Source organism: Tateyamaria pelophila (assembly GCF_019966495.1).
Classification (GTDB): domain Bacteria; phylum Pseudomonadota; class Alphaproteobacteria; order Rhodobacterales; family Rhodobacteraceae; genus Tateyamaria; species Tateyamaria pelophila.
On the sequence record NZ_JAIMIA010000011.1, the window covers coordinates 12,784 to 32,954 of the forward strand.

Below are 20,171 nucleotides of genomic sequence, written 5' to 3' on the forward strand. Positions count from 1 at the left end.
GACCTCGCGGACGGGGCGTTCAAAAAGCGAAGGCTTAGTTCAGCGACACGCCGTACTTGTCCTGCAGCCAGTTCACGATGAACGCCTTGGCCTCGGGCGTCACCTGCGTGGCGCTGGCCTTGGCGGTTTCAGCCGCGGGACCGGTCATCTGCGGGTATTTACCCAGACGTGCACCCGAGATTTCGGCGAAATCCGGACGCGCTTTCACAGCTTCAAAGGCGGCCGTGTATGTCGCAATCGCATCGGGTGTGGCACCCTGTGGCAGGAACACCATCTTTTGCGCAGGGAATCCCGCGATAAAGAACGCTTTCCACGCATCCCACTTTTCACCGGAGGTTTCACAAGCGGGTGTCGCTTCGCACACTTCCTTGAAGGTCGGGATGTCGGGGAAAGTCGGATCACGCACGATGTTGCCATCATCATCCAGCGCGCCCCACGTCATCATCGGCACGGCAGTGCCCGCCTCGACCAGCGGTGCAACGCCGGACAGATAGGAGGACGATGTCTGATAGTCGATGTTCGCTTCTCCGCGCTCGAACATCAGACGGCCATCACCGCGACCCTTGATGCCCATGACGCTTTCGACGTTCAGGCCCAGCATTTCCCATGCCAGTGTCGGCACCAGATCAAGACGGGTTGCGCCCTGGTTGCCATAGATGAAGTCTTCGCCTTGCAGTGGCGTCGCGTCCATGCCGTCCATCTTGGCTGCAAGCTCCGGCGGCAGATAGGCGACACCACCTGTGCCGGACGCGAGAACCACGTTCCAGTCTGCATATTCGAACTTAACCCGCGGATCGCCAAGCAGGTACGGGAACTGAGTGGAACCCGAAGACCCGAAGATCAACGTGCCATCGTCATAGGTTTGGTCCTGAAAGAAATTCGCGCCCTTGGTCGAACCGGCACCGGGCATGAATTTCACGACAACCGTGGGCTGACCGGGCAACGCTTCGGACAGCAGCGGGGCATAGAAGTTGGCCCATTTGGCCGAACCGCCGGTCTCCGAGAATGGAATGATCCATTCGACGGTTTTACCTTCCAGATCAATGCCGTGGCCGCCTGCATTGACTTGCAGGGCGAATGTTGCGGTGGCTGCGGCCACAAGGCCAGTGGCCACGCGACGCGTGGTTTTGAAAGTGGACATATGTTCCTCCCTTGAACGCGGCCCGAACCGGTGGATGGGCCAAAATAGAATCGTTTGGGGGTGTCCGCCCCCTTCTGATGACCAAGGCATGCGTTCTGAACCTTGCATGAAACTTGCGCACCTGCGAATTTATGCCATGCGCATCACACTGGTCGAAGACAACACCAGCCTTGCCAAGGGCATCTGCTACCGTCTGCAGGACGCGGGCCATGCCGTCGATTTGTTGCATGACGGGCTGGAAGCACAAAGCTACTTGATGAGCGATGGTGCGGATATGGTGATTCTGGATATCAACCTGCCCGGTGTTGATGGACTGACCTTGCTCAAGGAAATCCGCGACCGGGACGACATGCGGCCCGTGATCCTCTTGACCGCCCGCGCCGAAACCGAAGACCGCGTGATCGGGCTGGACGCAGGCGCCGATGACTACCTGATCAAGCCGTTCGAGATGGCCGAGTTGGAGGCCCGCGTCCGCGCACTGCTGCGCAGGCGGGCGGTTCCCCAGCAACGCATGCAATCTTTCGGCGCCCTGAGCTATGACGCGACCGGGCGCCAGTTGTTCGCGGGGGATGTCGAGATTGAGCTGCCACGGCGCGAGATGTCGGTGTTTGAATGCCTGCTTGGTGCCGATGGTCGGCTCGTCTCCAAGAACACCATGCTGGATTACGCTTACGGTGTTGGTGCGGATGTCGAGGAAACCGTTGTGGAAGTGTACGTTTCGCGCCTCCGGCGGCGCCTTGGCCCCCACGGCGTACAGATCAGGTCGCAGCGCGGGTTGGGATATCAGCTGTTGCTGGCCGATGACCCATGAAAACGCAATCGCTGCGTACGCGCCTGATCCTGATCATATTGTCGCCGTTGCTCTTGATTTCCCTGCTCGCAGGGGCCTGGCAATTCAAAGCCACCGCCGACCGGGCCGAAGATATCTTTGACCGCGGGTTGTTGTCTGCGGCCCTGGCCATTTCACGCGATGTGGCGATATCCGATGGTGACGCCCTCAGCCCGGCCACCCGACGGTTGGTCAACGACACATCAGGAGGAGAGCTTTTCTACCATGTGTATGCCCCTGACGGGGTATTTGTGACGGGCTACTCCACGCCACCGGTCTTGCCCAGAACCGCACCGGAAATCCTGACGGAGCCGCTGTTTTACGATGCGCGCTATCAGGAGCGCGACGTGCGCGTGGTCCGATTTCAGGACGTCACCACCGTGAGCGAGGTCTCGGGCGTCTACAACATCACGGTCTGGCAAAACGCCGATGTGCGCGGCCGGTTTATCCGTGAGGTCGTGTCGCGTTCCTTTGCCGTGATCGCCCTTCTGGTGATCTCGGTTGCATTGGTTGTCTGGTTCGGTGTCGGGCTGGGTCTCAAGCCGCTCTTGGACCTTGAAAGCGCCATTGCCAAACGCACCCCGACCGAGCTGAAACCGATACGCCGCGCCGTCCCCGTCGAGGCGCGGGGACTGGTCTCGACCCTGAACGCGCTGCTGGATCGGGTGTCACGGCGAATCAGTTCCAAGGACGAGTTCATCTCGAACGCCGCGCATCAACTGCGCAACCCGGTGGCCGGCGTTCTGGCTTTGGCCGAAGCCGTACAAACCGCACCGAATGCCGCCGCGGCCAAGGAGCGCAGTGCAGAATTGGTGGACGCCGCACGCGAGGCAAGCCAGTTGACCAACCAATTGTTGTCCTTTGAACGGGCCAGCGGCACAGACGTGCTGAAGTCCGGCCAGCCATTGAATTTGAAGTCCATCGTGCAGCAAGTCAGTGAGCGTTTTGCCCTGCAGAACGCAGATTCCAGTGTGATCCTGCATTACGACCTGCCCCAGCGCGATGTGCCGGTCCGTGGAGATGAGATCATGCTGCAAGAGGCGATCCTCAACCTGTTGAACAACGCATTGGTGCATGGCGGAGCAGGCCTGTCCGAGATCCGGATCACGCTGTCCATGGATCGAACCAGCGCCCTGCTCTGCGTCGAGGACGACGGCGTGGGCATCCCCCCTGATCAGTTCATTCAGGCAATCAGCAGGTTCAGCCAAACCAATGGCGGACCCGGCAGCGGGTTAGGTTTGCCTATCGCCGCACGTGTCATGGAAAATCACGGCGGCACCCTCGAAATCATGGAGAGCGCCGGAGGCGCGTTCATCAAGGCCACTCTGCCCTTGTACAGATCGTCCGGCGCGGATTGATCCACCCCGTAGAACGCTCTGCGTGCAGGACCTGTGGAACGATCTGCGATGCCCCTTCCGGGTTTTTGACGAACAAGACACGCGCTTACGCCGCCAGATACATCAACACGCAGGCGCGTTCCAAGAACATCCCTCAGACAACCGGATTGGCGGCCATCCAGTCATCCAGTTTCGACACCTGTTCAGCACTGAGCCGCAAGCCCAGCTTGTTGCGCCGCCAGACCACATCTTCGGCCGTGCGCGCGTATTCCTTTTTCATCAGCCAAATCACCTCGCGTTCGGTCAGGGTCGCGCCGAACTCAGCCCCAAGCTCTGTCACGTCGGTTGCGCCATCCAGAACATGCCAGGCATCCGTCCCATAAGCGCGGATCAGACGACGGGCCCAGAACGGGCTGAGAAAGTCATGCTCGCTGCGCAAACGTGCGATCAGCCTGTCCACATCCGCGACCGCGAAATCACCGCCGGGCAAGGCAACACCCGCCGTCCAATGGCCTGATGTGCCGGGAAAAAAAGGGATGATCTTGTCCATCGCGTCTTCGGCCAGCTTGCGATACGTCGTGATCTTGCCGCCAAAGATATTGAGGATCGGCGCCCCCTCGCCCGTATCCACCTTGAGCGTGTAATCGCGGGTCGCGGCCGTCGCACTGCTGACGCCATCGTCATAAAGCGGCCGCACACCGGAATACGTCCAGACGATATCGTCGATGCTGATGTCCTGCTTGAAATACCCATTGGCGAAATCGACCAGATAGCGCTGTTCCTCGGATGTGCACTCCGGACGGACATGGGGGTCGTGATGCTCAGCATCCGTGGTGCCGATCAGCGTGAAATCAGTCTCGTAGGGGATGGCAAAAATGATGCGCCCGTCGGTGCCCTGAAAGAAATAGCATTTATCGTGCTCATAAAGACGCTTGGTCACGATGTGACTGCCGCGCACAAGGCGGACGCCTTCGTTCGATTTGATATGCACCTTTTGTTGAATGATATCGCCGACCCACGGGCCGCCCGCATTCACCAGCATCCGCGCCTTGACCACCTCCGTTTCGCCACTGTCGGTGTGGTGCAAGGTGATGTCCCAGTGATCCTCTGTCCGAGCGGCGGCTTCGACCCTGGTCCGGACCATGATCCGCGCACCGCGCTCTTCGGCGTCACGGGCGTTCAGGACGACCAGCCTGGAATCTTCGATCCAGCAGTCGGAATATTCAAACGCCTTTTGGAACCGATCTTCGAGCGGCGCACCTTCCTCGGTTCCGGCCAGTTTCAACGTCGTGGTCCCGGGCAAAATCTTGCGCCCGCCCAAATTGTCATAAAGGTACAGGCCAAAGCGGATCATCCACGCAGGCCGCCGCCCTTTCATCCACGGCATCACCCGGTTGAGGATACGCGAAACAGGCGTCTCCCCCTCGAACCGCATATCCGGGCTGAAGGGCAGCACGAAGCGCATGGGCCAACTGATATGCGGCATGGCGCGCAGCAGCGTCTCTCGCTCTTCCAAAGCGTGGCGCACGAGATTGATCTCGAAATACTCGAGATATCTCAGACCGCCATGAAAGAGTTTTGTCGAAGCCGACGATGTCGCCGACGCCAGATCGTTCATTTCGGCCAAGGCAACCGTCAACCCGCGCCCCGCGGCATCGCGCGCAATGCCGCAGCCATTGATACCGCCACCAATGACAAAGATGTCGTAGACCTCAGAATTGCGATCCGTGTCCAATGCATGCTCCCCCGGTCGGATTGTGCCCTTTGATCATAAGAAATAGGCAAAACCCTCGTTTTCCACAAGTATCATTTTCGTTTACGTTCGTTTTGAGTTGGCACACCCTTTGGCTGCAGCAATCCAGCCCCTTACCCAAAGAATTTCGGCAAACAGTGAGCAAACGAAAATAATGGCCGCTGCAATTTCCAGATAAAGCCACGACTTTCTCGAACTTCAGCAGGAAACCGGCAGCACAATCGTCCCTGTTCTGAACCCATCTGGCCGTCTAGTCGGTCACCTAGCGCCCGGCAGACCTGCCCGCCGGTTGCAGTTTTCGCCGATCCACCGCATAGACCCGGATATCTGAAATGACAGCGCAAGGGGCGTCGCATGATCGAACGTATCGAAACCGGGGTGCGATCCTCGAAAATCGTGAAATATAACGGCGTGGCCTACATCACCGGCCAAGTCGGCGAAGGCGAGACCATTCAAGCACAAACCGAAGAATGTCTGCGACGTCTCGATGCCCTGCTGATCCAGGCCGGGTCGTCGCGCGAAAAGATGCTGCGCGCCACGATCTGGCTGGCGGACATGAACGATTTTGCGGGACTTAACGAGGTCTGGAACGCATGGGTTCCGGAAGGCCATGCTCCGGCGCGGGCCTGCGGCGAAGCCAAACTGGCAAGGCCCGAACTGAAGGTCGAGATCATTGTCGATGCGGCCTGCGACTAAGGTCCAGCTTCGATATCACCGGGCCTTGCGTGCTGCGTCGGCGCTTTCGAACGCCTGACATTCAGATTATCATCGGCTGAACACTCCGATCGATAATCTGGATCACCACGGCTTTTGATCAAATTCGAACCTTTTTTGGGTCGACCGACGGGAGGGCCGCAAGGCCTCCAAGCGACTGAACCTCTCATAACTGGCCGCCTCGACCCGGATTCGAACCTCGAAGACGAATTACGGGTCGCACTGTTTGAACGGGGTTCCGGGCCGCTGGTGCTGACCAAACATGGATTGCTGCTGCTTTTCTGTGCCGAGCAGATGCTATTCGTGGAAGAAGAGATCAAACAGCGCGTCGCCGATGCCGCAGAGACCAAAGGCTTTTTTCGCGCTGGTGCCTCGGAGGCGATTGCGCAAGCATGGCTGCCCGCGTTTGTCACCGCCTCCAGCCAGCCTCAAGATGATCGCGGCGGGCATTGCGGTCGGCCCATGCCCCCGCGCTTGCGCTTGATCTGTCAGCGTCGGGTCAGATTGTCGAATTCGACGCAGGCATCCGACCGCAATCGCTTGAGTTCCCGGCGATCGAACTCTTTTTTTGCCAGCCGTTTCGGGCAAGGTGGCCGCCCGCCATTTTCGGCCGAGACTGCATTTCACAACCGTGCCGCATATGACTTCTTACTTGATTTCGTTTCACTACAAAAACAGTTGACCCATGTTTCATTATTCCATAATTCATGAAATATGGAATCATTGCTCACAGATCGACTGTCAACTCTGAGCCATCCTCAACGGATGGCCGTATTCCGGCTATTGATGCGACGCTGCCCCGACGAAGTGCCTGCGGGCGAAATCGCCGACGCCCTCACCCTCAAGTCAAGCACCGCGTCGGTCTATCTGTCCGCCCTGACCCAGACCAAGCTGATCTTGCAACGCCGGGACGGCACGCGCCTCCTGTACCGGGCAAACCTCGACGCGGCCCGCGATATCGTCGCTGACCTGTTCCTTGATTGCTGTCGCGGACGCGCAGATGTCTGTCCGCCGGAAATTTCTGACCTTCTCAGGAGCCTTACGCCAATGTCTGACAAGAAATACAACGTTCTGTTCGTCTGCACGGGCAATTCCGCGCGCTCGATCTTTGCCGAGACGATCCTGCGGGACCTCGCCGCCGACAAGTTCAACGCCTACTCGGCAGGGACAACGCACCGGTCCGGACTGAACCCGCTGGCGGTTCAAACGCTGCTGTCCAAGGATCACGACACATCGCCGCTCAGATCGAAAAACGTATCCGAATTTCAGGGGCCGGACGCACCGAAAATGGATTTCGTGTTCACCGTTTGCGATCGCGCCGCGAACGAAGAATGCCCCACATGGCCGGGTCAACCGATTTCGGGCCATTGGGGCGTGCCGGACCCGGTCAAGGCGCAAGGCACCGAAGCGCAAAGACAGCTTGCGTTCCAACAGACCTATGGCGCACTGCGCAACCGGATCACCGCGTTCACGTCCCTGCCCTTTGCGCAGTTGGACCGTGCGACCTTGCAACAACATGTCGATGAGATCGGCAAAGAAAAACTTCGGCAGGATTGATACCCAATGACAACTTACGCGCTCAACGGCCTTGGCCGGATCGGCAAACTGGCCTTGCGCCCCCTTTTGGAACGCGGCGCACAGATTGCCTTTCTCAACGATGCGGTCGGCACGCCGGAAATGCATGCGCATTTGCTGGAGTTCGACTCCATTCACGGGCGTTGGCCTGCGGAGTTTTCGGCGGATGACACAGCGATCACCATCGACGGCACGTCCATCCCGGTGACCAACGCCCGCGACCTGAAAGACCTTCCGCTGGAGGGCGTCGATGTCATGATCGACTGCACCGGTGCGTTCAAGACCGAAGCAGCGCTTGCCCCCTACTTTGAGGCTGGCGTGAAAAAGGTTGTCGTCTCCGCCCCCGTCAAAGACGGGCCGACGGCCAATATCGTCTACGGCGTGAACGATGACATCTATGATGCGAACTCCCACCAGATCGTCACGGCGGCCAGCTGTACCACGAACTGCCTTGCCCCTGTCGTCAAGGTGCTGCTGGAGGGCATCGGGATCAAGCATGGTTCCATCACGACGATCCATGACGTGACCAACACGCAAACCATCGTGGACCGCCCCGCCAAGGACTTACGCCGCGCCCGCTCCGCCCTGACCAACCTGATCCCGACCACAACCGGCTCTGCCACCGCCATCACGTTGATCTACCCGGAACTGACCGGCAAATTGAACGGTCACGCGGTGCGGGTGCCGCTGTTGAACGCGTCCATCACCGATTGCGTGTTCGAGATGGCGCGCGAAACCACTGTCGACGAAGTCAACGCCCTCTTCAAAGCAGCCGCCGAAGGCCCGTTGAAGGGCATTCTTGGCTATGAAACCCGGCCGCTGGTCTCCTCCGATTACACCAACGATCCGCGCAGCGGAATCGTGGACGCGCTGTCGACGATGGTCGTGAACGGCACGCAGCTCAAGGTCTATGCCTGGTATGACAACGAATATGGCTACGCCCACCGCTTGGTGGATGTGGCGTTCATGGTGGGCGACAGCCTGTGACACGTCCTGCAGGGCTGGCGGCCTATAACACCGTCACGGCGGCCTACTGGGCCTTCATGCTGACGGATGGCGCGCTCAGGATGCTGGTCCTGCTGCACTTTCACACGCTGGGCTTTTCGCCAGTGCAGCTGGCATATCTGTTTGTTCTGTATGAAATCGCGGGCGTCGTGACCAATCTCTCCGCAGGCTGGATCGCCGCCCGCTTCGGCCTCACCTCCACGCTGTATGCAGGCTTGTCGCTACAGGTCATCGCGTTGGTCGCCTTGGCGCAACTTGATCCGTCCTGGGGGATCACCGCGTCGGTGATTTTCGTGATGCTGGTGCAAGGGCTGTCCGGCGTAGCCAAGGATCTGGCCAAGATGAGTTCCAAGAGCGCGGTCAAGATCCTCGCACCCACGACAAATGGCGGGTTGTTCCGCTGGGTGGCCATTCTCACAGGCTCCAAGAACGCGGTCAAAGGCTGCGGGTTCCTGCTGGGCGCGGCGCTGCTGGCGGTCGTTGGCTTTGTACCTTCCGTGCTGACGATGGCAGCGGTCCTCCTTGCCATACTGATTGGAGTCGTGATCGCCATGCCCTCCGGCCTGCCAGTCGGGCGCAAGGACGCGAAGTTCTCCGAAGTGCTGTCCAAAAACCGCAATATCAACTGGCTCAGCGCCGCACGGCTGTTCCTGTTCGGCGCGCGCGACGTCTGGTTCGTGGTCGGCATCCCGATCTATTTCTATGCGGTGCTGTCGGATGGCAGCACAGAGGGCAATCGCGCCGCGTTTTTCATGATCGGCACGTTCATGGCCGTCTGGACGATTCTGTATGGCCTGGTTCAAGGTTGGGCGCCTCGGATCCTGCGGGCAAGCGCGCGCACCGATATCGAGATGCTGGGCCTTGCCAAACAGTGGGTTGCGTTGTTGATCCCGGTGCCCGCCCTACTGGCCGCTCTGGTCTGGATCAGCGCCGGGCCGTCGCCGCTGCTGACTGCGACCGTCGTCTTGGGTCTTCTGATCTTTGGCGGCATCTTTGCGGTGAACTCTGCGCTGCATTCGTTCCTGATCCTCAGCTTTACGGATGCCAGACGCGTGACGCTCGATGTCGGGTTCTACTACATGTCTAATGCGGCGGGCCGCCTTGTCGGCACGGTCCTGTCCGGGCTGACCTATCAGGTCGGCGGGCTTGCGCTTTGCCTTGGGACCGCTGCGGCAATGATCTGTCTGAGTTGGCTGGGAACAGCCCAGTTGCGGCAAGATGCCCGAAGCGATGTGACCGCCTGAGGAACCGGCACTGAAAGCCGGATCAGCGCAACCCGTTGCGCGCAATGTAAAGCGCCAGATCCAAAATCACCTGCCCCCGTGCCACGACAATCGCCCGTGGCCCGGCTTCGGGATCAAACGGGACCGACAGGTCAAACATGCCGGACCGCTCCCGGCCGCCATCTGCAACACTGACAAAGTACTGCCCCGTGGTCCGGAACTGCCCATCGGCCCGCGCAATCAGGCTCTCGAAGCGCACATCGAGGCGCGCATCCGGAAAGGCCTCGAGCGGCCAGGGTTCGGATGCGACCTTTGCACCGGACAAAGTGCCAAGATGCAGGGCGAGTTCAAGGGCGATCGCCCGTTCCGGGCTGTCGGCCCATTGAACCCCCGAACTGCTGACCAACCGGCCTTCGGCATTTTGTAACGAGATTTCTGTGGCGCTGGCATAGGTGGGCAAGGAGACCTTGCGCACTTCGAGCATTTGAAAGGCAATCCTCTGCGTCTGGGTAGCTTTGGGCGGCGTCACGGGATACAATTCCGGCGGGGTCGTACAGGCGGTCAGGGCGAAGGTCGCGCCGATTAGAATAAACTTCAGAATTCTCATGATCATCGTCCCCGAATAAGTGCGCTTGGGTTCCGCTCAAGCATCCGCACAAGTGACGCGAATGCATCGGCGGCCGCCGATAGGTCGCGCATTGCCGCTTGGGCATCTCGGCTGAGCGCCTCGCCCTTGTTATAGCCCGCAATCGTCTGATTGGCCTGGCTGAGCACCGCTTCCATCCGCGACACCAGTGCGGGCAGATCCTGAGCGGAAATAGCGACATTATCCGCCGCCTGCCGCGCGGAATTGAGCGTTGCATTGATGTTGTCCACCGCTCCACCCTCACGCAGTTCCCTCAGGGTCGCGTTCATCTCGTTCAACGCAGCACTCAGGTCAGCAGGCAATTCGCGCGCGGCATCAGTGCCCACGATGTCATCCATCGAGGCAACAAGCGCTGTGAGCTGCTCGGTAAATTCCTGCAAGGGCAGTGTTTCGGCCTTGGTCGCAATCGCCTGGAACTGCGCCAGCAGGTCAGGCACGCCTTCGACGGATGCCGTCACACCGTCGGCGGCGGCGGCAGCCGCATCCACCGCGTTGACCAGACGTTCGGCCAACCGGTCCTCCACGAGTTGCGCCAACAGCCCTTCGAACCGCAGCAAGGCTGCATTCAAGGTGCCCGCGATCCCCTGTACATCGTCAGAGGCGACAATGCTGCGCACATCGCCGAGCAAGGCGCGCACTGCTTGCGGTGTTTCGCGCACGTCTTCACTGCTCAAAAGCGTCCGCGCACTGTCGAGGAATTGAATGGTACTGTTCAACACATCCTCGATTGGCAGATCGACAATCCTGCCCACAACGTTTTCGATCGTCGCAGTGACGTCCGAAATATCACTTTCGGTCGTCGGTATGATCGGAATGCTTCCATCCCCGGTTTCGATGACGATCCGCGGGGCATTCTCAACCTGAACAAGCTCGATCTTGAGCCCCCCTGCCAGCAGGCTGGCAGATGCCAGACGGGCCCGCAAACCATCGTCGATCCGTTCCGTCAGATAGGCCTGCGCTTCTTCGGGCGTCACATCTTCCGGCAAGCCCAGACGCGAGGGTTGAATGGAGAGTTGTGCATTCAGGCGCACGCGCTCGTCGCCAAACCTGTCCCCGTCGATGACGCCGGAAACGCTTTGGACGCGACCGATCTGCAACCCGCTCAGCTCGACCGGCGCGCCGACGGCGAGGCCCGAGATATTCTCGTCGAAGACGACGCGCATCTCGAACGGATCCGTTTCATCACGGGCAAACAGGCTGTTGCGTGCAGACACCTCGTCACTGAAGACTTCAAACATCGTCCCATCCGTCACCCGGTTGGCACTGGACACGAAGGTGTCAAAGGTCAGCCCACCACTGACCAGAGTCGCAAAGGACGAAAAGTCGATCTGGGCCCCGCTTGGCCCGACCGAAAAGGTAAATCCGGAGGTGTCCCAGAACCGCGTCGACGGAGAGATCAGCCGATCATGCGGCGCATAGATGATGGCATCGGCGATGGCGAAATTGCCCTCCGGCGAAATCTGCGCCTTGCCGATGCGGCCCACTTCGATGCCACGAAAGGTGATCGGACTGTTTTCCGTCAGGCTACCGCCCGCCGAGGTCCGCAGGGCAATCTGCAACCCTTCCTGCCCGAGGCGAAACAGGGGCGCCTCAGTCAATCCGGTGAAACTGCTGGCGGCAGGGCCAATGTCACCATCCCAGGCACCTTCGATGTACACGCCTGTCAGAACGGTATCGAGGCCACTCACGCCGCGCGCGCTGAGCTCAGGGCGCACGATCCAGAAGGTCGCGCCCACATCAACATAGGGTGCGATCGCCTTGTCGAGGCGGATCTCGGCCACGACGCCGGTCAGACCCGGCGAAAACCGGACATCCTCCACCACGCCAACTGCGACGTCGCGGAACCGCAACTCGGTCTCTCGCCTGGCAATACCCGCCCCATTGTCGAACTTGATCTCGATCAGCGGCCCCCGGTCATCATAGGTTTGCCAGGCCACGAAAAGCGCTGCGACCAGCGCAAGAATGGGAATGATCCAGACGACGGACGCGCTCCGCATTCCGGATTTGCGCGCAGGTTCGATCTTGACCGGCTGTGGCGTGTCACTCATCTCTTGGATTTCTTTCCTGCCGGGTTTGGGCGTCCCAGATCATACGACTGTCGAAAGCCTGCGCCGACAGCATAGTAAATATTACAGATAACGCAAAAAACAGGCTTGCGCGGCCAGGATTTACAGCAGCCAGAGTGTTTAACTGGACCAGAGAAGACATGATCGCAACCACAAAGATATCGATCATCGACCAACGCCCGATGTATTCGACGACTTCGTACAAGAGCTGTCGATGATGGCTGGATACACTCGAAGGCCGCATTACCGAAATGGCCAGAAAGGCGATGGCCATGAATTTGGCCAGGGGAATGACGACACTGGCGATCAGAATGATCACCGCGATCCCGACCGCGCCATGGTGGATCAATTCCACCGCACCGCCCACGATGGTGTCTTCCTGAACGCTCAGCAATGTGCGGGTTTGCAGCATCGGGTATGTATTGGCCGGCACGTAACACATCAGCCCCACCAGCCACAGCGCCCAAACGCGCTGCAGGCTTTTCTCGTCTCGCGCGACAATGGTACTGCCACAGCGGTCGCAGATTTGCGTCCCGGCAGGCCAGACCTGCGTGCAGCGGGTGCACGCCACAACGCCAAGATCGCGTGCGCTTATAAAGTTTTGGTTTTGTCCAGAGATTTCCATACCGACCACCTGCACAGGACATTGTCCTGTATAACGATGAGAACAACTAAAACGGCGAACATCCAGAACGCCGGCCCAAAGCTCACGTCTGCCAGATCACTGATCTTGATCAGGGCGACGGCGCATCCCAGCGCAAAAATTTCCGCCATGGACCAGGGCCTGAGCTTTTCCGCGAAGCGAAAGGCGTGCGTCGCCCCCCGTGCCGGCGGATGATCCAGAACAATCGGCACCAGAACATACATCGTGAGCAACACCCGCGCCAACGGCACGAAAATGATCAGCGCGGCCGTCGTCAGCGACAGCGCAATCAGCGGCCCGTCGCTGAAGGCCAGCGCGGCGGCCAGGATCGAAACCGAATTCGTGGCCCCCGCGACCGAAATCGACAGAAACGGGAATACGGTCGCGGCGATGATCAGGATCGTGATGGCCAGCGACACGGCAATGATCTGAAGCCCGGCCTTGCGGCGCGGTGTGATCAGCACGGACCCGCAGCGCGCACAGGTCGCCCGCTCGCCGGTTGCTGGCCGCCGCAGGGTGAATACAGCGTCGCAATGCGTGCACACAATCAATTCGTCGAGGGGAATCGGTGCAGGATTGTTCATCTTGCCACTTAGTCATGTTTTGGACAGACATCCCATGACCAATCCAAGAAACTGCACAATCTCCCCTATTTCAAGCGGCGCTGAACTCCGGATCTGTCCTGTGCACAGGTATCGGTCGGCACAATCAATTTTATCAGCGCCGCCTGCTATGCGTCGCAATTCAAATCAGCCTTTCGGGTGCATCATGATCCGACAATGCATTGCTCCGTCCCGATGGCCTCAAAGTGATCCCGGCAGGCATCGACGAAGGTTTGCACAATCCTTCTGGGGCGGGATTTATCGTAGGCAATGGCAAGCGTCAGCGGCGGCAAAGCGTCGGATATGGGCACTTCGATCACTGCTCCGCCACTGTAGGTGGTGCGTGTCAAGGGCCGCATATTAAGGATGGCGCATCCATGGCCCAGGCTAACAAGGCTGCGCACCATCTCGGTCGAGGTCGCATAAGCGGCAATCGCAGGCTCCCGGCCCAATGCGTCAAAAAGGCCCCGATAGTAGGCAGCCGCAACCGGGCGGTTCAAAACGACAAGCGGTTCCCGCGCAATGTCGGCCATCGTCACCGTGTGTTGCGTGGCGAGCCGGTGCGCCTCGGGCAGCAGACAATAGGGTGGCGCCGAGATCAGAACGTCATAGTCAATCGATGGGCGCGCGCCCTCGCTGACGAAAAGGATCACGTCATAGGTGCCATTCAACAGCCCCTCCTGGGCGCTGTCATTGTCACATTCTTCGATATGCAGGGTGACTTCACCGGCCTCCTGCATGCAGCAGGCGAGGATTTTCGGCAGGAATGCGGGGGCGATCGGCGCATAGTAACCGATCCGTAAGGTGCCGCTCAGAGACTGCTTGAGCTCTGCGCCCTCGGTCAGGATCGATTGGTAGTCCTCCAGCAAACGCGCGCACTTTCGGGCAATCGCCAGCCCGTTCGCTGTCGGCTGTATCCCGCGCGCGCGGTGCCGTGTGACAAGCGTGAGATCACAGGCACTTTCGACCTGATCAATGGCCGCCGAGACCGCGGAGGCTGCAATGTTCAACTCTGCCGCCGCTTTCGCGATGTTGCCGTGCCGCAAGGCGGTCGTGAAATACGTCATGGCCTTAAGGGAAATATGCATCCTTACCTCTGAAATACAGCTTTAGTTGATCTGTAAATACTGTTTTTCATATGAATGAACATCTGCCAATCTGATCTGAACGCACTCCACGTCAGGATTCCCGCATGTCTGAAGCCCCATTGAAAGGCTGGAACCACACGCCAGACGTTCCGCTGCGGGTATCGCCCTTCTTTACCTGGCCGCTGCGGCCGCGGTTAATGTTCGCGTGGCTCTGGCATTCCTGGTTCTTCATCACGGAACGGTTAATCATTGTCGGCATCGCGCTGATCTCGTTCCACTGGTTCCAACCGCCGCTGGAGGAAACACAAACCCTCGCCTTTGGCTGGATTGGCGAGATGTTTCTGCGCAATCTTGTCTTGATGTCGGCGGTCGCCGGGGGCCTGCATCTCTATTTCTATACCTTCACCAAACAGGGACAGAAGCTCAAATACGACCCGCGTCCGCTGATGAAGAACGGCAGGCAGTTCACTTTGGGTGGCCAGATCAGGGACAACATTTTCTGGACGCTGGCCAGCGGAGTGACGATCTGGACCGGGTACGAGGTCTTAATGTTCTGGGCGCTGGCGAATGGCTATGCCCCGATGCTCACATGGGCGGCGCAACCCGTCTGGTTCGTGGCGCTGTTCCTGTTGATCCCTGTATGGGAGAGCTTTTACTTCTACTGGATTCACCGTTTTCTACACATTCCGTTTTTCTACAAACACGTTCATGCGCTGCACCACCGCAACATCAATGTCGGTCCGTGGTCGGGCCTGTCGATGCATCCGGTCGAGCATCTGATCTTTCTCGGCTCGGTCCTGATCCACTTCATCGTGGCCGCCCACCCGGTCCACATCCTGTTTCACCTGCAATACTACGCCCTGACCGCCGCCACGACCCATACCGGGTTCGAAGGGCTGTTGGTCAAGGATCAGAACCGGTTGAAACTGGGCACGTTCCACCACCAGATGCATCACCGCTACTTCGAATGCAATTACGGCTCGCTCGAGTTGCCGTGGGACAAGTGGTTTGGCTCGTTCCACGATGGAACGGCAGCCTCGAATGAAAAGATCAAGGAGCGCCGCAAACGGATGAGCGGGGCCTGAGGCGGCCGCTACGCCTCGCTGACTTGTTGCGACAACACCAGTGGCTCTGGCTTGCGCACGCACAACCGCAACAGGGGTGGCACGGTCAGCAGCGTCAGGAACGCTGACATTGACAGCCCTCCGACCACAACCGCACCCAGCCCGCGATAAAGCTCGGAGCCTTCGCCCGGAAACACGATCAGCGGCAACATCCCCATCACACTTGTCAGCGTGGACATGAAAATGGGTCGGATCCGGTTACGCGTGGCCTCTTCGATGGCCGCAATCGGCTCCATTCCGTCGGTCCGCAAATGGTAGAGCGTCTGGTGCACGATCAGAATCGCATTGTTCACGACAATCCCGATCAGAATAACGAAGCCAAGCAAGGTCAGCATGTCCAACGGTTGCGTCTGGAAGGTGTTCAACAATGCCAAACCACCAACGCCCCCCGCCGCCGCGACGGGCACCGAAATCAGGATCACGAGCGGCAGAACAAAGCTCTCGAACAGGATCGCCATCACAAGGAAGACGATCACGATAGCGACGGCCAGATTGATCTGGATTGCAGCCCATGTCTGGCTGAGCTGGTCGGCCGTGCCAGACACGCTCAGGCGAATATCCTGCGGGATGCCTTGTTGTTCCAGTACCGCGACGACCTCACGCTCAAGCAGCAAAACAGCTTCCTCCAGTGGCAGCGCATCCGACGGACGCACTTCCAGCGTGACCGTGCGCAATCTGTCACGGTGCCGGATTTCCGTTGGGCCTGCGGTCAGCACAACATCAGCCAGAGCCGATACCGGAACGATCTGCCCCCCCGGTGTGACCACGGGATAATTTCCGACATCCTGTGTCCGCACGGCATCGCTGACCGATGGATCGCCCTTGAGCACCAGATCGACGCGTTCGGCGCCCACTGTGACTTCGGCAATGCGCAGCCCGTCATTGAAAGCGTCCACCGTCGACGCCAGTCCGGAACTGTCGAGCCCCGCATCCGCCAATCGCAGGCGATCCGGGATCAGACGGACCTCGGGCGCGCCAAGCTCCAAACCCGGAATGGGGCGAAACTGGTGCCCGTCGGAGCGCGGCAAAAGACCGGACACGATGCCCGCCGCGCGCCCCGCAACGGCCAGAATATCGTCCAGATCCTGGCCCGAAATGTTCAACTCGATCGTACGGCCACCTCCGACGCCACGCCCGAACAGGGACGGCTGCGTCATGAATCCAAACGTGCCCGGTTCGGCAAAAATCGGGCGGCTCAGCACAGGGATCAACTCAGCGGCGCGGCGGCCATCCACCGCCCCGGCCCCGACAAAGGAGTTGCCCGGCGTTGCCACGAAAAAGAAGTTGGCGATGGTCGGTGTACCGTCTTCGGTTTCGGGTGCAGGGGCAGCCTCCCACAAGGGCTCTGCCACCGCTTCGATCCGCTGGGCGATGGTTTGTGTCGTGTCCAGATTATAGCCGGGCGGCGGGATGATCAGGCCAAAGACAAGATTGCGGTTGCCTTCCGGCAGGTATTCCAGCCGCGGCAGGAAAGCATAGCTCGCGATCCCTGCCCCACCCGCAATCAACAGAACCATGAGTATGCCCACCGTCCGAAAACGCACCGTCATGCGCACATAGGCCATGACAAGCGCCCGAAACCCGCCAGCAAGGTGATCAAGGCCCCAGATCCGGATCGGCTTCTGATCGCCGCCCTTCAGCATGCGGCTCGCCAATGCAGGGATCACCGTCACCGCGACCACAAGCGACAACAGGACGGAGACCGAAATCGCCACCGCGATATCGCGAAACAACTGGCCCGCCTCCAGTTGCATGACAAGAATCGGCACAAAAACCAGCACCGTGGTCAGGGCTGACACAAGGATCGCGCCCCAGACCTGACTGGCCCCGTGATAAGCCGCCTCGCGCCGGTTATAGCCCTGCTCGCGCAGTCGAAAGATATTCTCCAGAACGACGATGGCGGCATCGACGATCATGCCAACAGCAAAAGCGATCCCGGCCAGAGAGATCACATTCAGCGTCCGCCCTGTCGCTGCCATCACCACAAAGGTCGCCACGATCGACACCGGGATCGAGAGCGACACCACCAGCGTTGCACGCATGCTCCGCAGGAACAGCATCAGGACGAGGGCAGCCAGAACGCCGCCAATCCAGATATTCTGCGTGACCAGCTTGATCGCGCCGTCGATATAAATCGTCTCGTCGTAAACTTGTTGCAGGTTCAATCCCGCATCGGCAATCGGGCCTGCACTCAATTCCGCTAGCACACCGCGCAATTCTTCCATCACGTTGATGACATTGGCCCCGGACTCGCGCACGACGTTGAAGGCCAGACCCGGCTCGCCTTTGTATCGCAGTCGACTTGTCGGTTCCTTATAGGCAAATCCCACATCCGCCACATCGCTGACACGCACCCGGCCAAGGGCGCCATTGGCCGCACCTGAGCGCAGCACGACATTGCGGATCGCGTCTTCGGTATTGAGGTTCCCTTCGGTCCGCACCACATAGCGACGCTTGCCCTCGTCCACGTCACCCGCCGAGATCGAAATGTTTTCCGTGCGCAGAATCCGGACAACCTCCGGCACCGTCAGACCGTAACGTGACAGGCGGCGCGGATCGACGACCACCTGCAATTCGCGGGTCACGCCGCCAAACACGTTCACCGCCGAGACACCTTCGATCCGCTCGACCCGGTCCTTGATGACATCCTCGACGAAATCGCCATAGGTCGGCATTGCCCGGGTATTGCCCGCCTGTGCCGTCAACAGCACCCAGGCGATCGGACTGTCATCCGATCCCGACGTGTTCAACGCGGGTTCATTCGCCTCTTCCGGGTACCCGCTGACGCGGTCGAGCCGGTTGGACACCAACAACAGCGATTGGCTCATATTAGTTCCAACGCCGAATTCCAGCGTCACCTCGGCCTCGCCAGTGCGGGACCGGGACGTCATGATTTCCAACCCTTCGAGGCCCCGCAGCGCTTCTTCCTGCGGGTTCACGATCTCGCGCTCGACTTCCGAGGGAGCCGCACCGGGCCAACTGGTTTCGATCACGACGATGGGTTTGCGCACATCCGGCGCAAGCTGGATCGGGATGCGCGACAGGGCAATGACCCCGAACAAAACGGCCATCAGAACGGCGGCAACTACCGCGACGGGGCGATCAATGGCGTAGCGGATGACATCCATCAGTTGGTTTCCACAGGATTTGGCGCGATATCCTGACCGGGGCGCAAACGCTCGTTGCCACGCACGACGACCAGTTCACCGGCTTCGAGGCCGCTGAGCACCTCGTATCGGTCACCCAGTGCAACACCAAGGGTCACCGGGCGCGGCTGCGCCTTGTCTTCGGCAGCCACAAAGACAGTCCAGCCGCCACGCGCTTGTACCAAGGCGTCCTTGGGCACCGACAACACCTCGCGCGCCTCACCGACCGGCACAAGCACCGTCAGGGATTGGCCCACTGCCACATTGGTCAATTCCCCAAGGCCGGGGGCCGCAAAACGCACGGCACGCGTCCGTGTCGCCGTGTCTTCCAGCGGCAGGATGGCACGCAGTTCCAGCGTCAACTCGGCGCCGTTTTCCGTGCTGGCCTGCATCATCTGGCCCTGTTCCAGAAAGGACACATAGCGCGCAGGCACACCGGCCGTGACCTCGAACGCAGCCGTGTCGAGCAAACGCACTACGGGTGAACCGGCCTGAATGAAAGCGCCCGGTATCGTGTTCACTTCGATCACGACACCGGAAAACGGTGCTGTGATCAGGCTACGGTCAAGTTGGTAGCGCGTTTCCGACAATTGCGCTTCGCTGCTCTTTTCACGCGCAATGGCCTCGGCCAGTTGCGACTGTGCCTCGAGCACGTCGGATTGCGCATCATCAAAGCGGCCCTCACTATATGCGTTGGACCCGCGCAGGGCGACGATCCTGTCCAACACACGCTGGGTACGATCGACCCGGACCCGGGCCGTGGCGATGCCCGCTTCCGCCTCCGCCATCTGCGCTTCGGATTGCACCACCAGTATTTCGAGAAGATCCCGGTTCAATTCGACCAGCGGATCGCCTTCGGCCACCCGTGTGCCGGCCAGAACGTGGACCGTGTCGACATTGCCCGCGACACGGCTTGCGACCGCGCCGTCGCGTGCTGTCGTCACCTCGGCAAAGACGGGCACGGTTTCTGCCAGTTGCCTCGGCTCGACGGCCTGAACACCGACAGCCGCCGCGCGCCCCTGTGCCTGCGCCGCGAACCCGGAGAGCGAAACCAGTGCAACGACAAGGACGGTTTGAAAAAAGAGAGGGCGCATTCTAAAGCTCCAAATATCATTTACTCAGATAGCTCTGATGCGGGAACGTCAACAGATCATCTGCTGTCACACCGGCCTTTGCGTCTGACGAAGGCAGTCCCTGTGAGCGAAGTCCCGGCCCCCGTGCCGTCATGTGAGCAGTCTGTCTGGCACTTCTGTCACAGGTGCGCCGTTTGCAGAAAGTT

17 protein-coding genes are annotated in these 20,171 nt (G+C 59.8%); 8 read left to right on the forward strand and 9 right to left on the reverse strand.

Annotated features, from left to right (window positions below; all coding sequences use genetic code 11):
- Positions 1–34: 34 nt before the first annotated feature.
- Complete coding sequence (locus LC354_RS05710; protein WP_223421920.1) at positions 35–1,141, reverse strand: type 2 periplasmic-binding domain-containing protein; 1,107 nt, start codon at positions 1,139–1,141, stop codon at positions 35–37.
- 106 nt (positions 1,142–1,247) lie between these two features.
- Here LC354_RS05710 and LC354_RS05715 point away from each other — a divergent pair, with 106 nt between their 5' ends.
- Both LC354_RS05715 and LC354_RS05720 read left to right on the forward strand, forming a co-directional pair.
- Positions 1,248–1,952: a response regulator transcription factor gene (locus LC354_RS05715; protein ID WP_317849272.1), complete on the forward strand. Its 705-nt coding sequence runs from the start codon at positions 1,248–1,250 to the stop codon at positions 1,950–1,952.
- Complete coding sequence (locus LC354_RS05720; RefSeq protein WP_223421922.1) at positions 1,949–3,328, forward strand: sensor histidine kinase; 1,380 nt, start codon at positions 1,949–1,951, stop codon at positions 3,326–3,328. The genes LC354_RS05715 and LC354_RS05720 overlap by 4 nt, the downstream gene beginning before the upstream one ends.
- Positions 3,329–3,461: 133 nt before the next feature.
- Here the strand turns inward: LC354_RS05720 and glpD are convergent, their stop codons facing one another.
- A complete protein-coding gene (gene glpD, locus LC354_RS05725; protein WP_223421924.1) occupies positions 3,462–5,042 on the reverse strand; it encodes a glycerol-3-phosphate dehydrogenase in 1,581 nt (526 codons plus the stop codon).
- 372 nt (positions 5,043–5,414) lie between these two features.
- On the opposite strand from glpD, the gene LC354_RS05730 reads away from it, so the two are divergent.
- The 5 genes from LC354_RS05730 to arsJ all read left to right on the forward strand — a co-directional run bounded on the left by LC354_RS05730 (position 5,415) and on the right by arsJ (position 9,598).
- Positions 5,415–5,756 carry a RidA family protein gene (locus LC354_RS05730; RefSeq protein WP_223421926.1) on the forward strand — a complete coding sequence of 114 codons (342 nt, stop codon included), beginning with the start codon at positions 5,415–5,417 and terminating at the stop codon, positions 5,754–5,756.
- A gap of 114 nt (positions 5,757–5,870) precedes the next feature.
- Positions 5,871–6,485, forward strand: a complete 615-nt coding sequence (locus LC354_RS05735; RefSeq protein ID WP_223421927.1) for a hypothetical protein — start codon at positions 5,871–5,873, stop codon at positions 6,483–6,485.
- Positions 6,486–6,488: 3 nt separating this feature from the next.
- Positions 6,489–7,331 carry an arsenate reductase/protein-tyrosine-phosphatase family protein gene (locus LC354_RS05740; RefSeq protein ID WP_223421929.1) on the forward strand — a complete coding sequence of 281 codons (843 nt, stop codon included), beginning with the start codon at positions 6,489–6,491 and terminating at the stop codon, positions 7,329–7,331.
- A 6-nt stretch (positions 7,332–7,337) separates the two neighbouring features.
- A complete protein-coding gene (locus LC354_RS05745; RefSeq protein WP_223421930.1) occupies positions 7,338–8,336 on the forward strand; it encodes an ArsJ-associated glyceraldehyde-3-phosphate dehydrogenase in 999 nt (332 codons plus the stop codon).
- Entirely contained in the window at positions 8,333–9,598 is a 1,266-nt protein-coding gene (arsJ, locus tag LC354_RS05750) for an organoarsenical effux MFS transporter ArsJ (RefSeq protein ID WP_223421932.1), read from the forward strand. Before LC354_RS05745 ends, arsJ begins: the two co-directional genes overlap by 4 nt.
- A gap of 22 nt (positions 9,599–9,620) precedes the next feature.
- On the opposite strand, the gene LC354_RS05755 is transcribed toward arsJ, so the two are convergent.
- The 5 genes from LC354_RS05755 to LC354_RS05775 form a co-directional block, all read right to left on the reverse strand.
- The gene (locus LC354_RS05755; protein ID WP_223421934.1) at positions 9,621–10,184 is read right to left on the reverse strand and encodes a PqiC family protein; all 564 of its coding nucleotides are present in this window, start codon (positions 10,182–10,184) and stop codon (positions 9,621–9,623) included.
- Between the two features lie 2 nt (positions 10,185–10,186).
- Positions 10,187–12,271, reverse strand: coding sequence for a PqiB family protein (locus LC354_RS05760; RefSeq protein ID WP_223421935.1), 2,085 nt, complete (start codon positions 12,269–12,271; stop codon positions 10,187–10,189).
- The gene (locus LC354_RS05765; RefSeq protein WP_223421937.1) at positions 12,264–12,914 is read right to left on the reverse strand and encodes a paraquat-inducible protein A; all 651 of its coding nucleotides are present in this window, start codon (positions 12,912–12,914) and stop codon (positions 12,264–12,266) included. Before LC354_RS05765 ends, LC354_RS05760 begins: the two co-directional genes overlap by 8 nt.
- Positions 12,881–13,516 carry a paraquat-inducible protein A gene (locus LC354_RS05770; protein ID WP_223421939.1) on the reverse strand — a complete coding sequence of 212 codons (636 nt, stop codon included), beginning with the start codon at positions 13,514–13,516 and terminating at the stop codon, positions 12,881–12,883. Before LC354_RS05770 ends, LC354_RS05765 begins: the two co-directional genes overlap by 34 nt.
- A gap of 182 nt (positions 13,517–13,698) precedes the next feature.
- Positions 13,699–14,622 carry a LysR family transcriptional regulator gene (locus tag LC354_RS05775; protein ID WP_223421940.1) on the reverse strand — a complete coding sequence of 308 codons (924 nt, stop codon included), beginning with the start codon at positions 14,620–14,622 and terminating at the stop codon, positions 13,699–13,701.
- A gap of 104 nt (positions 14,623–14,726) precedes the next feature.
- Here LC354_RS05775 and LC354_RS05780 point away from each other — a divergent pair, with 104 nt between their 5' ends.
- Positions 14,727–15,707 (forward strand): sterol desaturase family protein, encoded by a 981-nt coding sequence (locus tag LC354_RS05780; protein WP_223421942.1) that lies wholly within the window; start codon positions 14,727–14,729, stop codon positions 15,705–15,707.
- Positions 15,708–15,715: 8 nt separating this feature from the next.
- Here LC354_RS05780 and LC354_RS05785 read toward each other — a convergent pair whose 3' ends face one another.
- Both LC354_RS05785 and LC354_RS05790 read right to left on the reverse strand, forming a co-directional pair.
- The gene (locus tag LC354_RS05785) at positions 15,716–18,874 is read right to left on the reverse strand and encodes an efflux RND transporter permease subunit (protein ID WP_223421943.1); all 3,159 of its coding nucleotides are present in this window, start codon (positions 18,872–18,874) and stop codon (positions 15,716–15,718) included.
- Positions 18,874–19,986 carry an efflux RND transporter periplasmic adaptor subunit gene (locus LC354_RS05790; protein WP_223421945.1) on the reverse strand — a complete coding sequence of 371 codons (1,113 nt, stop codon included), beginning with the start codon at positions 19,984–19,986 and terminating at the stop codon, positions 18,874–18,876. Before LC354_RS05790 ends, LC354_RS05785 begins: the two co-directional genes overlap by 1 nt.
- Positions 19,987–20,171: the final 185 nt, after the last annotated feature.

Excerpts from the sequence above, each read along its gene's own strand:
- LC354_RS05790 (WP_223421945.1), bottom strand. The coding sequence starts at position 19,986 with ATGCGCCCTCTCTTTTTTCAAACCGTCCTTGTCGTTGCACTGGTTTCG.
- LC354_RS05770 (WP_223421939.1), bottom strand. The coding sequence starts at position 13,516 with ATGAACAATCCTGCACCGATTCCCCTCGACGAATTGATTGTGTGCACG.
- LC354_RS05785 (WP_223421943.1), bottom strand. The coding sequence starts at position 18,874 with ATGGATGTCATCCGCTACGCCATTGATCGCCCCGTCGCGGTAGTTGCC.
- LC354_RS05755 (WP_223421934.1), bottom strand. The coding sequence starts at position 10,184 with ATGAGAATTCTGAAGTTTATTCTAATCGGCGCGACCTTCGCCCTGACC.
- LC354_RS05710 (WP_223421920.1), bottom strand. The coding sequence starts at position 1,141 with ATGTCCACTTTCAAAACCACGCGTCGCGTGGCCACTGGCCTTGTGGCC.
- LC354_RS05765 (WP_223421937.1), bottom strand. The coding sequence starts at position 12,914 with ATGGAAATCTCTGGACAAAACCAAAACTTTATAAGCGCACGCGATCTT.
- LC354_RS05715 (WP_317849272.1), top strand. The coding sequence starts at position 1,248 with ATGAAACTTGCGCACCTGCGAATTTATGCCATGCGCATCACACTGGTC.
- LC354_RS05720 (WP_223421922.1), top strand. The coding sequence starts at position 1,949 with ATGAAAACGCAATCGCTGCGTACGCGCCTGATCCTGATCATATTGTCG.
- LC354_RS05780 (WP_223421942.1), top strand. The coding sequence starts at position 14,727 with ATGTCTGAAGCCCCATTGAAAGGCTGGAACCACACGCCAGACGTTCCG.
- LC354_RS05730 (WP_223421926.1), top strand. The coding sequence starts at position 5,415 with ATGATCGAACGTATCGAAACCGGGGTGCGATCCTCGAAAATCGTGAAA.
- LC354_RS05740 (WP_223421929.1), top strand. The coding sequence starts at position 6,489 with ATGGAATCATTGCTCACAGATCGACTGTCAACTCTGAGCCATCCTCAA.
- LC354_RS05775 (WP_223421940.1), bottom strand. The coding sequence starts at position 14,622 with ATGCATATTTCCCTTAAGGCCATGACGTATTTCACGACCGCCTTGCGG.
- LC354_RS05745 (WP_223421930.1), top strand. The coding sequence starts at position 7,338 with ATGACAACTTACGCGCTCAACGGCCTTGGCCGGATCGGCAAACTGGCC.
- LC354_RS05760 (WP_223421935.1), bottom strand. The coding sequence starts at position 12,271 with ATGAGTGACACGCCACAGCCGGTCAAGATCGAACCTGCGCGCAAATCC.